The 14,397-nt window shown below is 37.6% G+C and carries 13 protein-coding genes; 11 read left to right on the plus strand and 2 right to left on the minus strand.

The window, feature by feature from the left end:
• Positions 1-10: 10 nt before the first annotated feature.
• Positions 11-1,891 carry a tRNA uridine-5-carboxymethylaminomethyl(34) synthesis enzyme MnmG gene (mnmG, locus tag KTI78_RS05185; protein ID WP_016140552.1) on the minus strand — a complete coding sequence of 627 codons (1,881 nt, stop codon included), beginning with the start codon at positions 1,889-1,891 and terminating at the stop codon, positions 11-13.
• 232 nt (positions 1,892-2,123) lie between these two features.
• On the opposite strand from mnmG, the gene KTI78_RS05190 reads away from it, so the two are divergent.
• The 11 genes from KTI78_RS05190 (at position 2,124) to KTI78_RS05240 (ending at position 12,581) form a co-directional block, all read left to right on the plus strand.
• Positions 2,124-2,354, plus strand: coding sequence for a hypothetical protein (locus KTI78_RS05190; RefSeq protein WP_002119672.1), 231 nt, complete (start codon positions 2,124-2,126; stop codon positions 2,352-2,354).
• 154 nt (positions 2,355-2,508) lie between these two features.
• Positions 2,509-3,414, plus strand: a complete 906-nt coding sequence (gene prmA / locus KTI78_RS05195; RefSeq protein WP_224991341.1) for a 50S ribosomal protein L11 methyltransferase — start codon at positions 2,509-2,511, stop codon at positions 3,412-3,414.
• A 12-nt stretch (positions 3,415-3,426) separates the two neighbouring features.
• On the plus strand, positions 3,427-4,272 hold the full coding sequence (locus tag KTI78_RS05200; RefSeq protein WP_262445415.1) for a zinc-ribbon and DUF3426 domain-containing protein: 846 nt from the start codon (positions 3,427-3,429) through the stop codon (positions 4,270-4,272).
• Between the two features lie 376 nt (positions 4,273-4,648).
• Positions 4,649-4,918: a DNA-binding transcriptional regulator Fis gene (fis, locus tag KTI78_RS05205; RefSeq protein ID WP_001086304.1), complete on the plus strand. Its 270-nt coding sequence runs from the start codon at positions 4,649-4,651 to the stop codon at positions 4,916-4,918.
• An 85-nt stretch (positions 4,919-5,003) separates the two neighbouring features.
• Positions 5,004-6,578: a bifunctional phosphoribosylaminoimidazolecarboxamide formyltransferase/IMP cyclohydrolase gene (purH, locus tag KTI78_RS05210; protein WP_262445416.1), complete on the plus strand. Its 1,575-nt coding sequence runs from the start codon at positions 5,004-5,006 to the stop codon at positions 6,576-6,578.
• Between the two features lie 123 nt (positions 6,579-6,701).
• A complete protein-coding gene (gene purD, locus KTI78_RS05215; protein ID WP_262445417.1) occupies positions 6,702-7,988 on the plus strand; it encodes a phosphoribosylamine--glycine ligase in 1,287 nt (428 codons plus the stop codon).
• Positions 7,989-8,471: 483 nt separating this feature from the next.
• Positions 8,472-9,344: a MetQ/NlpA family ABC transporter substrate-binding protein gene (locus tag KTI78_RS05220; RefSeq protein WP_262445418.1), complete on the plus strand. Its 873-nt coding sequence runs from the start codon at positions 8,472-8,474 to the stop codon at positions 9,342-9,344.
• A gap of 75 nt (positions 9,345-9,419) precedes the next feature.
• Positions 9,420-10,445 (plus strand): methionine ABC transporter ATP-binding protein, encoded by a 1,026-nt coding sequence (locus KTI78_RS05225; protein ID WP_016140547.1) that lies wholly within the window; start codon positions 9,420-9,422, stop codon positions 10,443-10,445.
• Positions 10,442-11,137, plus strand: coding sequence for a methionine ABC transporter permease (locus tag KTI78_RS05230; RefSeq protein ID WP_016140546.1), 696 nt, complete (start codon positions 10,442-10,444; stop codon positions 11,135-11,137). Before KTI78_RS05225 ends, KTI78_RS05230 begins: the two co-directional genes overlap by 4 nt.
• Before the next feature lie 152 nt (positions 11,138-11,289).
• On the plus strand, positions 11,290-12,021 hold the full coding sequence (gene gloB / locus KTI78_RS05235) for a hydroxyacylglutathione hydrolase (RefSeq protein ID WP_262445419.1): 732 nt from the start codon (positions 11,290-11,292) through the stop codon (positions 12,019-12,021).
• A 356-nt stretch (positions 12,022-12,377) separates the two neighbouring features.
• Complete coding sequence (locus tag KTI78_RS05240) at positions 12,378-12,581, plus strand: hypothetical protein (protein WP_002119766.1); 204 nt, start codon at positions 12,378-12,380, stop codon at positions 12,579-12,581.
• A gap of 161 nt (positions 12,582-12,742) precedes the next feature.
• Here KTI78_RS05240 and KTI78_RS05245 read toward each other — a convergent pair whose 3' ends face one another.
• A complete protein-coding gene (locus KTI78_RS05245) occupies positions 12,743-14,041 on the minus strand; it encodes a dicarboxylate/amino acid:cation symporter (protein WP_016140544.1) in 1,299 nt (432 codons plus the stop codon).
• Positions 14,042-14,397: the final 356 nt, after the last annotated feature.

The raw sequence follows: 14,397 nt of genomic DNA on the forward strand, positions 1-14,397 counted from the left end.
ACTCAAATGATTAAGCTGTTTTCTTAATCATATTGTTCTTACGAATTGTGATCATGACAAGCTGAACAGCTGCTGGCGTAACACCAGGAATACGGCTTGCTTGAGCTAAAGTTTCTGGAAGCACTGTTTTTAACTTCTGTGTAATTTCACGTGATAAACCAGACACGTTATCATAATCAAAATCGGCTGGTATTTTAGTTTCTTCAAGACGCTTTAATTGAGCAACATCTTCATGTTGACGGTTGATGTAACCTTCATATTTTACAGCAATTTCGATTTGCTCACCCACTTGCTCTGAAACTTCAGAACCAGTAAGTTCTGCAATTTGACCAAAGTTGATGTTAGGACGCTTAAGCAAATCAATTGCGCTACATTCCTTACTCAAATCTGCACCCGTCATTTCAACGAATTTTTTACCCATAGGGTTATTTGGTGCTGCCCATATATGTTGCAAACGAGAGGTTTCACGCTCAACTGCTTCCATTTTTTCACAATAAGCCGCCCAACGCACATCATCAACTAAACCAAGTTCACGACCAATAGTTGTCAAGCGTTGATCCGCGTTATCTTCACGCAACATCAAACGATATTCAGCACGTGAGGTAAACATACGGTAAGGTTCTTTAGTACCCAACGTAATGAGGTCATCAACTAACACGCCCATATAAGCTTGGTCACGTTTAGGTGTCCACTCTTCTTGCTCCCACGCACGGCGTGCAGCATTTAACCCCGCAAGTAAACCTTGAGCACCCGCTTCTTCATAACCTGTTGTACCATTAATTTGACCAGCGAAATACAAGCCATTAATCGCTTTAGTTTCGAGGGTAAATTTCAAAGCTTGCGGATTGAAATAATCATATTCAATTGCATAGCCTGGACGTAAGATATGAGCGTTTTCCATACCACGAATTGAGCGTACAAGCTCAAACTGAACATCGAACGGTAAAGAAGTCGAAATACCATTTGGATAAAGCTCATGTGTATCTAGACCTTCTGGCTCCAAGAATACTTGATGTGAGTCTTTATCAGCGAAACGGTGAATCTTATCTTCAATTGACGGACAGTAACGTGGACCTACCCCCTCAATAACACCCGTATACATTGGTGAACGATCTAAACCACCGCGAATAATATCGTGGGTTTTTTCGTTTGTATGCGTGATATAACAGTTTACTTGTTCAGGGTGCATAGAAGCATCACCCATGAAAGACATGACTGGAGACGGGAAATCACCCGGCTGCGGAATCATCACAGAAAAGTCAACTGAACGTGCATCAATACGTGGTGGAGTACCGGTTTTTAAACGACCAACAGGTAGTTTTAATTCACGTAAACGCTGAGCAAGTGCAATAGAAGGAGGATCACCCGCACGACCACCACTTGATTTTTCCAAACCAACGTGGATTACACCACCCAAAAATGTACCTGTAGTCAACACAACAGTTTTTGCATCAAAGCGAATACCCATTTGGGTAACAACACCTTTAACAGTATCGCCTTCAACAATCAGGTCATCAGCTGCTTGCTGGAAAATATCAAGATTTGCTTGATTTTCCAAAGTATCGCGGATGGCAGCTTTATAGCGCACGCGGTCAGCTTGAGCACGTGTTGCACGCACAGCTGCACCTTTACGCGAATTTAAAATACGGAACTGAATACCACCTTTATCGGCAGCTAAAGCCATTGCCCCACCAAGTGCATCAATTTCGCGTACTAAGTGAGACTTACCAATACCGCCAATTGCTGGGTTACAACTCATTTGGCCCAAAGTCTCAATGTTATGGGTCAAAAGCAAAGTCTGTCGTCCCATACGCGCAGCAGCAAGGGCCGCTTCCGTACCTGCGTGACCGCCACCGATAACGATAACATCATAAACTTTAGGATAGTGCATGAGTACAAAAACACCAGAAAAAAAAGACGGAACATTATAGCAAAATTATCTGCTTATTGATGTACATAATTACAAAATTGTCTTCACATAATTTACGGTACGCCACATGATTTGACATTTTGTTTCATGAATTCAATACAAAGTGAATGTTTTTAAAATTAATTCATCTTAGAATAAAAAATGTACAGCACTTCTATGACTTTAAAATTAACGCAACGAGAAGGAATACAAAATGAAAACGACCATGTTAAAAATCTTAACTGCATCTCTAATTTGTTTTTCAGGCGTAACTTTTACCCATGCTGCTGACACGAGCAAAGCCGAAATGCAAAAACAAATTCGAGTCTGTGCAAAAAAACAGCAAGGTGAATGGGTCTCTTACAATCACAACGGTGTAACCTTTAACGGTACTTGTCAACCAAACGAAAATGGCAAGTTACAATTTAAGGCCCCTGCTCCTTAATCTGTTTTACACAAGGTATAGTAGAAGTCATTTATTTACCGCTATATCTCATCAGTATTTTCAAAGACGGTCCATTAAAGATGGGCCGCTTTCTTTTTTAAAATGGTCTAGTCCGCTACAATACGCCTTTAAATAAAATTTTTAGGTCCTTTTCGTGAAGTGGTTACAAATACACATTACCGTTGATCAAGAACAAGTTGAGTTCACAGAAACACTTTTAATGTCTCTAGGTGCGGTAAGCGTAACTCTGGATGATGCTGAAGATCAGGCTTTACTTGAACCATTACCAGGTGAAACACCTTTATGGAATAAAGTCATTGTGACAGGCATCTATCAACAAGACGAACAAGATCCGATTGATGTCGACACTTTAGAAGCTTTCTTAAAAGCTCAACTTCCAGATGTTCCTATGCGTCATGAAGAACTTGAAGATCAAGTGTGGGAACGCGCATGGATGGATTATTATGAACCAATTCAGATTGGGGAAAAGTTCTGGATCGTACCTGAATGGCTAGAACCACCAGAAGCGGACGCTACTAATATTAAGTTAGACCCAGGTCTTGCGTTTGGTACAGGTAATCACGCAAGTACTTTCCTGTGCTTACAATGGCTAGGTAAAACTGATGTTAAAGATAAAATCGTGATTGATTATGGCTGTGGTTCAGGCATTTTAGGCGTAGCGGCTTTGTTATTAGGTGCTAAAAAAGTATATGCTACCGATATTGACCCTCAAGCTGTTTTAGCAACAAAACAAAATGCAGAACTTAATGGTGTATTAGATCGCCTATATGTAGGTCTTCCGGAAGAATTCGATCAAGAGTTCAAACCTCAGCAGGCAGACGTTTTAGTTGCAAATATTTTAGCGGGTCCATTAATGGCACTTGCATCTGAGTTTGCAAATTTAATTAAATCTGAGGGTGAGTTCGCACTTGCAGGTGTAATCGAAGAGCAAGTTGCTGATGTTTCACGTGTTTATTCTGAATTTTTTGATATATTAGATGTCGAAAAACGCGAAGAAAATTGGTGTCGCATTTCAGGAAAACGTAAAACAATAAATTGAGACTTCTAACTCATGAATGAAAAACAAACCCGCTGCCCTAAGTGTTTAACAGTTTATAAAGTATCTCTTACTCAATTGACTGTTGCTCAGGGTATGGTTTGTTGCCCCAAATGTAATTCGAATTTTAATGCATTAACCAATCTGATTAATATTGAACAGCCAGCCATGGTTAATTCATCTACTTTAGTTAATGGTTCAATGCAAACACGATATATGACACATTCACACGTGTTAGATATCTTTGATCAAAAAGTTGAGAACTCTAATATTGATCTATTAACCTATCTCAACAACTTAAATTACTTTCATAATGAACCTATTAATGCTTTACCAAACCTTAATTTGGCTGAGCAAGTATCCCCACAAGAACAAGACAATAATAAAAAACATAGTTGGTTGTACTATACGCTCTGGAGCTCTGCCAACCTTATTCTGATTTTAGTTTTTACTTTCCAGATTCTCTGGTTTAACCCTAAACTCATGCATACAAGCCCTACCGTTAGTCATGTATTTAATTATGTTTGCCAAATACTACATTGCAATAAAACAGCAGAACTGTATGAACTTATCCATATAGAAAAGATAAAAGTTCGTAGAATTGATGCAAACCATACCCAATTCTCAGGCATATTACTTAATCAGAATGATAAAAGTATTGAGCTTCCTAACTTAAAGTTGATTTTTGCGACAGAACCAAGCAAAACTGAAGAAATCATACTAACTCCTCAGCAATATTTAGTAGCGAACTTACAGGGTATTCAGCGCATTCCATCGAACACCCCTTACCGATTCCAATTTGAGCTAAACAAAAGCAAAAAAAGCCTAGTAAATTATCGATTAGAAATTGTCCACCCCTAAAATGTAAAAAAAGTGAAAAAAAAATAAAAAAAAATGCAGTTAATTTGCTCACTTTTTCCTAGACAATGTTATGATACGCGCCACGAAAGCTTTGACTCATATACTCCTCGCTCTCAATCCAAAAAAAATACTGTTAAGCATGTGTGCTTTTCTACTTTAAGCGCATAGCCTAACTTTTTTTGTTTTTGAGGGGGCTGTAACAAATATTTAATTATTGTTACGCTTATTTTTTATTCAATACGAAGAAATATGGCAAGCTAATTGTTCTTATGTTTTAGAGTCACTGTTTTAGGATCTAAAACAGGACTCCGTATTTTTAGACCACATTTATATACTACTTTACCCAAGTTAGTATTTGATTTTCGGATTAACTCGCATGAATAGCAAATCTCCTATTTTTACTGCACAATCTGATGTTGCTCTTCGCATCCACGTGGATCGCGCAGTTCGCCATTATTTTGCACAATTGCAAGGTGAGCAACCATCTCAGGTATATGACATGGTGCTAGCAGAAATGGAGAAACCTCTTTTATCTGTAGTTCTTGAATATACACGTGGTAATCAAACACGTGCTGCAGAGATTCTTGGACTCAACCGTGGCACTTTACGTAAAAAGTTAAAAGCTCACGGTTTAATGAGTGAATAAATGATAAAATGCTCACGACGTCGTGGGCATTTTTTTATGCTTATTGGTTTTAATCCGTAGACTTGAAATTGTTGAATTAAACATCATGACTATTAAACGTGCTTTGATTTCTGTATCTGATAAGACAGGAATTGTCGAATTTGCTCAAAACCTTGCAGCTCTAGGGGTAGAACTATTATCTACAGGCGGCACATATAAGTTGCTTAAAGATAATAATATCGCGGTTGTAGAAGTATCTGAACATACGGGCTTCCCTGAAATGATGGATGGTCGTGTTAAGACATTACATCCAAAAATTCATGGTGGTATTCTTGCTCGTCGCGGTTTAGACGAAGCAGTTATGGAAGAACACAACATTGATCCGATTGATCTTGTTGTTGTAAACCTTTATCCATTTGCTGCAACTGTTGCAAAACCAGACTGTACTCTTCCTGATGCAATCGAAAATATCGACATCGGTGGTCCTACAATGGTTCGTGCAGCAGCTAAAAACCATGCTTCAGTGGGTATTGTTGTAAATGCTTCAGATTACGACACTGTAATCAATGAATTAAAAACCGCTGGTTCACTTTCTTATGAAACGCGTTTTGATTTAGCAGTTAAAGCATTTGAACATACAGCTCAATACGACGGCATGATCGCTTCTTACTTAGGCGCTCGCGTTGGTAAGATCGAAGGCGAAGCTGATTTATTCCCTCGCACATTCAATACTCAATTGAACAAAGCACAAGATTTACGTTACGGTGAAAACCCACATCAATCTGCAGCATTTTATGTTGAAGCAAATGCAAAAGAAGCTTCAGTTTCTACTGCAAAACAGTTACAAGGCAAAGAATTGTCTTATAACAATATTGCAGATACAGATGCAGCACTTGAATGTGTTAAATCATTCGCAAAACCTGCTTGTGTAATCGTAAAACATGCTAACCCTTGTGGTGTTGCTGTTTCTTTAGACGGTATTAAAGCTGCTTATGATTTAGCTTACGCAACAGATCCAGAATCTGCTTTTGGCGGTATCATTGCATTTAACCGTGAGTTAGATGTAGCAACTGCTCAAGCAATTGTAGAGCGTCAATTCGTTGAAGTCATTATTGCTCCAAGCATTGCCGATGGTGTACTTGAAGTAACTGGCGCAAAGAAAAACGTACGTGTTTTAGTATGTGGTGAATTACCTGCAATTGATGCACGTGCACCGCAACTTGACTACAAACGTGTTAATGGCGGCTTACTTGTTCAAGATCAAGACTTGGGCATGATCACTAAAGATGATCTTAAAGTAGTTACTAAGCGTGCACCGACTGAGCAAGAAATTGATGATCTCATCTTTGCTTGGAAAGTTGCGAAATATGTGAAATCAAACGCAATTGTTTATGCTAAAAACCGCCAAACTATTGGTGTAGGTGCAGGTCAAATGAGCCGTGTTAACTCAGCTCGTATTGCTGCCATTAAAGCTGAACATGCTGGTTTAGTTGTTGAAGGTGCTGTAATGGCTTCCGATGCATTCTTCCCGTTCCGTGATGGTATTGATAATGCAGCTAAAGCTGGCATTAAATGCATCATTCAACCAGGTGGTTCTATGCGTGATGAAGAAGTAATCGCAGCAGCAGATGAAGCTGGTATTGCAATGGTCTTCACTGGTATGCGCCATTTCCGCCACTAATTTAAATTTAGTCCTCCCTAACCCTCCTTTTATTCAGGAGGGTTTTCCACAATAATGGAGCTAAACTCCACCTTGAGGGATAGAGGGGGATGAAAAGGATTAAAGTTAAGGAACAAATTAAAAATGAATATTTTAGTTTTAGGTAGTGGTGGTCGTGAACATGCTTTAGCATGGAAAATCGCGCAAGATACCAAAGTTACTCAAGTTTTCGTTGCACCTGGTAATGCTGGTACAGCAACAGAAGACAAATGTGTAAATGTTCAACTTGATATTTTAGACAACCCTGCAATTATTGCTTTTGCTAAAGAAAATAATGTTGAGCTAATTATTGTTGGCCCAGAAGCACCTTTAGTGAATGGTGTAGTAGATGCTGCACGTGAAGCAGGTCTAAAAATTTGGGGACCGACTCAATACGCTGCTCAGCTTGAAGGCTCAAAAGCATTTGCTAAACATTTTTTAAAGCGTCATAACATTCCAACTGCTTTTTACGAAGTATTTACGGAAGTTGATGCAGCTAAAGCTTATGTTGAAAAAAATGGTGCACCAATTGTAATTAAGGCAGATGGTCTTGCTGCTGGTAAAGGTGTAATCGTTGCAATGACTAACGAAGAAGCTTTTGCAGCAATTGATGACATGCTTGCTGGCAACAAATTCGGTGATGCTGGTTCACGTGTGGTAATTGAACAGTTCCTTGCAGGCGAAGAAGCTTCTTTCATTTGTATGATTGATGGTAAAAACATTTTACCAATGGCAACTTCTCAAGATCACAAGCGTATTTTTGAAGGTGACCAAGGTCCTAATACTGGTGGTATGGGTGCCTACTCTCCTGCTCCAGTTGTAACTTCTGATATTTTCGAACGCGTTATGACTGAAATCATGCGCCCGACTGTTGAAGGTATGGCTGCTGACGGACATGTCTACACTGGTTTCTTATATGCTGGCTTAATGATCGATGAACAAGGTCAACCACGTGTAATCGAGTTCAACTGTCGTTTTGGTGACCCTGAAACTCAACCCATCATGATGCGCTTAAAATCATCTCTTGTTGAATTGGTAGAAGCAGGTATTGCTGGTAACTTACCAAATGAAGCTGAATGGGATGAGCGTAAGTCAATCGGTATTGTACTTGCAGCAGAAGGTTATCCTGATAGTGTGCGCAAAGGTGATGTAATTTCAGGTATTGGACAATCACCTGAAGATACTAAAATTTTCCATGCAGGCACTGCAACTCGTGAAGACGGTCATATTGTGACTTCTGGTGGTCGAGTTCTTTGTGTAACTGCTTTGGGTGACAGCGTTCTTGAAGCGCAAATCAATGCACTTGAAGTATGTGGCCAAGTTACATTCACAGGTATGCAATATCGTAGCGATATCGGTTATCGTGCAATTGCACGTGAAAAAGCTGAGTAAAAGTTTAAATATAAAAAAGCTCTCTTTTGAGGGCTTTTTTATTTTTCGTCTTCACTTATCACAAATATTCATATTAATCTTAATTTTTATTCAATTGTGATGATTAAGATCGAAAGATGTCCACTATATTGAATATGTTTTTATTGATATGATTAGTTAAAGCGTTGGAACTTTCCATAAAGTTAATGGGCCTTTAAATATTAGGGCACATCATCTAATTCTGTTAAAGATAATCGTTATTTTTAACACTCATACTTTTAGAGACCGTTTAAAAGCTGAGAATATAAGATAAAACTGTTGTGAAAATAGTTTTATTTAGCTCAGATGAATGCGGTAAATCAAGTGTCTGAAGAATTAGAAAAGAGCTATAAGTAATAACCTTTAGCCTTGAAAACTTTGTGACGTTGCAACTAAACTCATTTCTTTACTAGTCGAGAGGCAACTTAAATAGTTGATCTCTCACTTAATCAGGACTTTTTTTACATGAAAAAGCTGATCAGTCTTTTTTTAAGCGTGTCTGTGCTATTACTTGCAGCCTGCGGTAAACAACAAAGTGAACCACAAGCTGGAAAAAGCGGTGATTCATCACAACTTCAAACTGTGGTTATTGCCTCAACGGGTTCTGACGCTGACATCTGGCGTTATATTTCAACTTTACCGGAAACTAAAGCTGCTGGTATTAAGCTTGAAGTGAAAAACTTCACTGATTATGTTGCAATGAATACAGCTGTAGCTAATAAAGAAGTTGACTTAAACGCATTCCAATCTTATGCATATTTAGTTGCTTTCAATGCATCAAACAAAGATAAAATTGCACCAGTTGCTACAACTTATCTTGAACCAATGGGTATCTACTCAAGTAAACACAAAAAAGTAGAAGAATTCCCTCAAGGTGCAAGCATTGCAATTCCTAATGATGCGGCGAATGAAGCACGCGCGTTATTGTTATTACAAAGTGCGGGTTTAATCAAGCTTAAAGCTGACTTCGATCCTGCGAAAGGTACGCCAAGCGATATTATCGATAACAGCAAAAAAATTGATATTAAACCAATCCAAATGGCAACTGCTGTACGCGTAAAAGATGAAGTCGATGCAATCGTTTTAGGTAATACTTTAGCTCTGGAAGGTGGTCTAAATGTACTTAAAGATTCTATCTACTATGAACCAGTTGATCAAAGTACTAAACTCAATGTAAATATTCTTGCGGCAGCAGAATCTCGTAAAGATGACCCAGTTCTTCAGAAGGTTGGTCAGCTATACCACACTGAAGCTGTTAAAAAATACGTTGAACAACACTTTGGTGGTACAAAAGTTGACGTGAATCAGCCAATCAGCTACCTCACAGAAGCTAAATAGTAATATAATACCGGCAACGCGAAACAGGCAAAGTCTCTTTGCCTGTTTTTTCTTTTTAGCATAGTTTTTGACGACATGATTCAATTTAAAAACATTTCAAAGCACTATCAGCTTAAAGGCCAAACCATACGAGCTCTGGACCAAATTAATTTGGAAATTCCAGAAGGAAGTATTTTTGGGATTATTGGCTATAGTGGTGCAGGTAAAAGTACTTTAATCCGCCTGATTAACTTACTTGAACGACCAAATGAAGGTCAGGTTATCATTAATCAAAAGGACTTCACTGCTTTGGATGCGCGTTCATTACGTCAGGAACGTGCAAATATTGGTATGATTTTTCAGCACTTCAATTTGCTACAAACCAAGACGGTTGCTGAAAATATCGAAATGCCAATGCGTCTGCTGAATTACAATAAGGCAGAACGTGAAAAGCGCTTGAATGAGTTATTGGAGTTCATTGATCTTAAGCATAAAAAAGATGCTTATCCAGATGAGCTTTCTGGCGGCCAAAAGCAACGTGTCGGTATTGCTCGTGCTTTGGCAAATCATCCAAAAATTCTTTTGTGTGATGAAGCAACCTCTGCCCTCGACCCACAAACAACCAAGTCTGTGCTAGAGCTACTTAAGAAAATCAATCAAGAGCAAAAAATCACAATTGTTATGGTGACCCATGAAATGGATGTCATTGAAACTGTTTGTGATCATGTGGCTGTGATGGAAGCAGGTAAAGTCATTGAACAAGGTTCAACGATTGATATCTTTAGTAAACCTCAACACCCGACGACTAAAAACTTCATTCAAACTGTTTTACATCAACAGTTACCTGTGAATATTTTAAATCAACTCGAGAATCAGCATCATCATAGCATCTACTGTTTACAGTTCTTAGGGCGCTCGGCTCAAGAGCCAGTAATTCAGTCACTGATTAAACAATTTGATATTAGCTTAAATATCTTGTTCGCTAACATGACTGAAATTAATGGTACTGTGATTGGTCAAATGTTTGTGCAGCTTCTAGGCGATCCTCAGCTGATTAAACAAGCCATCGAGTTTTTGGAACAAAATGAAGTAGGTGTAGTTCAATCAGGAGATCAAGTATGAGAGATTTTATCGTACAATGGTTGACTGAACTTACTCAGCCTTTCTGGCACAGTTCTCTTTCAATTGACCAGTTTGTAACAGCGTTGCAAGAAACATTTCACATGGTGTTTTTTGCGCTTTTATTTGGTGGTATTTGGGGTTTCATTCAAGGAATTATCCTGCTTGTAACCCGCCCAGAAGGTATTTTGCCAAATAGATTCATTTATCATTTACTTAACCCGATTGTAAATGCGTTACGCTCTCTGCCATTTATTATCTTACTTATTGCAGTGATTCCTCTTACCAAGTTATTGGTAGGTACTTCAATTGGTACATGGGCCGCGATCGTTCCTTTAACAATTTATGTTGGGCCATATATGGGACGCCTGATTGAGACTTCCCTACTCGAAGTAAATGAAGGAATTATTGAATCTGCTCAGGCAATGGGTGCTACACCTTGGCAAATTATCTCCCGCTTTGTTTTGCCAGAAGCACGCAGTTCACTCATTTTAAACTTAACCACGGCGACCATCAGTCTCATCGGTGCAACAGCAATGGCTGGTGCCGTTGGCGCAGGTGGTATTGGCGATTTAGCTATTTCTTATGGCTATCAGCGTTTTGATACAAGTGTGGTAATTTTAACAGTGATTGTTTTATTGCTCTTAGTACAGATTGTACAGACACTAGGCAACTGGCTCGCTAAGGTACGTTAAATCATCCATATAAAAAGCTCCCTACATGGGGGCTTTTTTGTTTTATATAAATCCTTTTCATCAACTAGTTGAGTGCATGGGTTAATACTATTTTCTGTTATGATCAAAATTAGTGATTATTTACTTTTTGGATTTGGTTTTAGGATAAAACAATGCGTTATAGAATTCATTTTATTGATGTACAGAATGCCCTCCAAAACTATATCTGGATTTTAGAAGATACTGAAACCCAAGAAGCTGTTGCAGTTGATCCAACAGAGGCAGAACTCGTTACCCACTTTTGTCAGAATCATCAGTTAAATTTAAAACAAATCTGGCTTACACATTGGCATAAAGACCATATCGGTGGAGTTGCTGATTTAACTGCTACCCAAAATATTACAGTGTATGGCCCACGTGATGAGCTTTCAAAAATTCCGGGAATTACCCATCCCTTACAGCATAATGACCATCTAAAGTTTAATGATTTAAAAGTAGAGATTATTGCGACCCCTGGCCATACTTTAGGTCATATTGTCTATTTTATTGAAGAGTTAGAAGCTGTCTTCTGCGGCGACACTTTATTTGCGATGGGATGTGGTCGATTATTTGAAGGTACGGCAGAACAAATGTATCACTCACTTAGTCGTTTAGCAGCATTACCCACACAAACCAAAGTATATTGCACGCATGAGTACACACTTTCAAATGCCGAATTTGCATTAACGGTAGAACCACACAACCATGCTTTATCTGAACGAGCTGAAGAAGTCCGTGAGCTACGTAAACAAGGAACAATCACCCTACCCAGTACCATAGAACTTGAATTAGCAACAAATCCTTTTCTCCGTGCAGAAAGTGTCGAAGACTTTGCTCACTTACGTGCCCTTAAAGATAATTTTTAAAATTAATTTTCAATAAAAGATACAGTTTCATTTTAAAAACTGTATCTTTTTGCATCGTGCAGATTCATGGTAATTATTTTTTACATTTACTTTATTCTTATTTATTTAGCTTTTTTAAAATTTCGCCCAATTTATAATTTTTTAAAAATCTGCCAAGGGACAATCTTTTAAATAAAAAGTTTTTATTTTTTAGTTACATAACCACTTTATAATTTTATAAAAAAGAAAACTTTTCTTTCTCTATCTTACTTTTTTTACAAGTTGCAAAATAAAACAAAGATTTCCCCCTTTAAAAAATCTAATTAAAACCCTATTAATAAATAAGATGTAATGCCACGGATAGAAGGAGTTCTCACGTGAAAAAGGTTGTTAAAGCTAAAAATTTGATTGCGTTTCGCATTTGGTTAGAAAAGTTAGGGTATTCAGTTAAAAATCTTGCTGATGGAAAAGGTTTTACCTTTAGTTTTAAAAAAGAATATGGTTTAGTGACCTGTGATTTGGCAGGTAATTCATTAGCGATGCAATTAGGTGAAGAGTTTGAGGATCACTTAAAAGCATAATTTTTTACAACTCATTTTTTATTTAAATTGTCTTTTTTAAAAGATAAGTAATATTGCAGAACTTTAGAATGGTTTAATTAAAATATATTTTTAGACGTTAAAAAAATCTGTAGCTGGGCTATTCTCCCAAATTGCCCTTAGCTACAGATTTTTTTATAAGGTTATTCTGCTTTATGGTTCTTTAAGGCTTTATCTAAAAGATCTTTATCTAAAGCTTTATCCCAACGTGCTACAACGATTGTTGCGCAGGCATTCCCTACTAAGTTTGTTAATGCACGGCACTCAGACATAAAACGGTCAATACCAAGAATTAACGCCATACCTGCAACAGGAACAGCTGGTACAACCGATAGAGTTGCAGCCAGAGTAATAAAGCCTGCACCAGTCACCCCTGCTGCACCTTTAGAACTTACCATCGCAACTAGAAGCAATGCAATTTGTTCACTAATGGATAAGTCCACGTTACACGCTTGTGCAATAAACAGAGCAGCCATGGTCATGTAGATATTTGTACCATCAAGGTTAAATGAGTAACCTGTTGGAATCACCAAACCGACTACCGATTTTTCACAACCTGCTTTTTGCATTTTATCCATTAAAGATGGTAAAGCTGCTTCAGAAGAACTCGTCCCTAAAACCAGCCAAAGTTCATCTTTGATATAGCGAATTAAATGGATAATTGAGAAGCCGTTATAACGAGCTACAGCTCCTAAGATCACGATGACAAACAACACCGCTGTAATATAGAACGTCATAATTAATAGTAATAAATTACCAATTGATTCGATTCCATAAGCACCGATGGTAAAAGCCATTGCACCAAAAGCACCGATTGGAGCTAGCTTCATTAACATACCAACCAGATAGAAAACTGGAGCTGTTAAGTTATTTAAGAAATCGGTAATTGGACGTGCGCGGTCACCCAATGCAGCCAAAGAAATACCAAATAACACCGCTACAAATAGAACCTGCAAAATTTCGCCACCTGCCAGAGGGCTGACTAGTGTTTGCGGGATAATATTCATGAAAAAGTCGGTAATATTTGTTGCGTGCGCCTTTTCAACGTAAGTATTTACTTTATCGTTGACTAAAGTAGCAGGATCAATATTAAGACCTTTACCCGGTTGAATAATATTTGCCACAATCATACCCACCACAAGAGCCAAGCTTGAGAAGGTAAGAAAATAAAGCATCGCTTTACCAGTTACACGGCCAACTCGGCTCATGTTTGTCATACTGGCAATGCCTGTCACAACAGTTAAAAAGATGACGGGAGCAATAATCATTTTAACAATCTTGATGAATGCATCACCAAGTGGTTTTAAACTTTCGCCAAGTTCTGGGTAAAAATGACCTATTAAAATGCCCAAAATAATTGCAAAGATGACCTGTACATACAAAATTTGGTGAAACTTCTGTTTTTTCTGTACTGTTTCTTGGTCAAGGGTATTGAAATCCATTATCTAAATACCTTTTCGATGGGAATAAAAAAATAAATATAAAGCGTACACCACAAGCTGCTTTATCAAGGAAAAGCCATTGTAAAGAATAAAAAACGGCCTGTGTTATAAATTTAAAAAATGTCAAATTTAATAGTCATGCAATAAATTATATAAAATCAATTTAATTTCTAGGTTTTAAAAATTAAAAATGCAACTAAAATTAATCATAAGTATTTATTTACTTTTATTATTTTTGATAAAAACTATATTCATATTGCCTATATAAGTTTAATTAAGCTATACCACCCAAACATTTATTAAATAAATGATTTTATAAAAAACATGTAAATTAAAAATTATGAGAATTTAATTTA

The organism is Acinetobacter sp. WU_MDCI_Abxe161, assembly GCF_025514355.1.
Lineage (GTDB): Bacteria > Pseudomonadota > Gammaproteobacteria > Pseudomonadales > Moraxellaceae > Acinetobacter > Acinetobacter pittii_E.

Coding starts and splice junctions, on each gene's coding strand:
- KTI78_RS05190 (WP_002119672.1), top strand. CDS start 2,124: ATGAAAACGACCATGTTAAAAATCTTAACTGCATCTCTAATTTGTTTT.
- purH (WP_262445416.1), top strand. CDS start 5,004: ATGACTATTAAACGTGCTTTGATTTCTGTATCTGATAAGACAGGAATT.
- KTI78_RS05225 (WP_016140547.1), top strand. CDS start 9,420: ATGATTCAATTTAAAAACATTTCAAAGCACTATCAGCTTAAAGGCCAA.
- mnmG (WP_016140552.1), bottom strand. CDS start 1,891: ATGCACTATCCTAAAGTTTATGATGTTATCGTTATCGGTGGCGGTCAC.
- KTI78_RS05220 (WP_262445418.1), top strand. CDS start 8,472: ATGAAAAAGCTGATCAGTCTTTTTTTAAGCGTGTCTGTGCTATTACTT.
- KTI78_RS05230 (WP_016140546.1), top strand. CDS start 10,442: ATGAGAGATTTTATCGTACAATGGTTGACTGAACTTACTCAGCCTTTC.
- KTI78_RS05200 (WP_262445415.1), top strand. CDS start 3,427: ATGAATGAAAAACAAACCCGCTGCCCTAAGTGTTTAACAGTTTATAAA.
- purD (WP_262445417.1), top strand. CDS start 6,702: ATGAATATTTTAGTTTTAGGTAGTGGTGGTCGTGAACATGCTTTAGCA.
- gloB (WP_262445419.1), top strand. CDS start 11,290: ATGCGTTATAGAATTCATTTTATTGATGTACAGAATGCCCTCCAAAAC.
- fis (WP_001086304.1), top strand. CDS start 4,649: ATGAATAGCAAATCTCCTATTTTTACTGCACAATCTGATGTTGCTCTT.
- KTI78_RS05245 (WP_016140544.1), bottom strand. CDS start 14,041: ATGGATTTCAATACCCTTGACCAAGAAACAGTACAGAAAAAACAGAAG.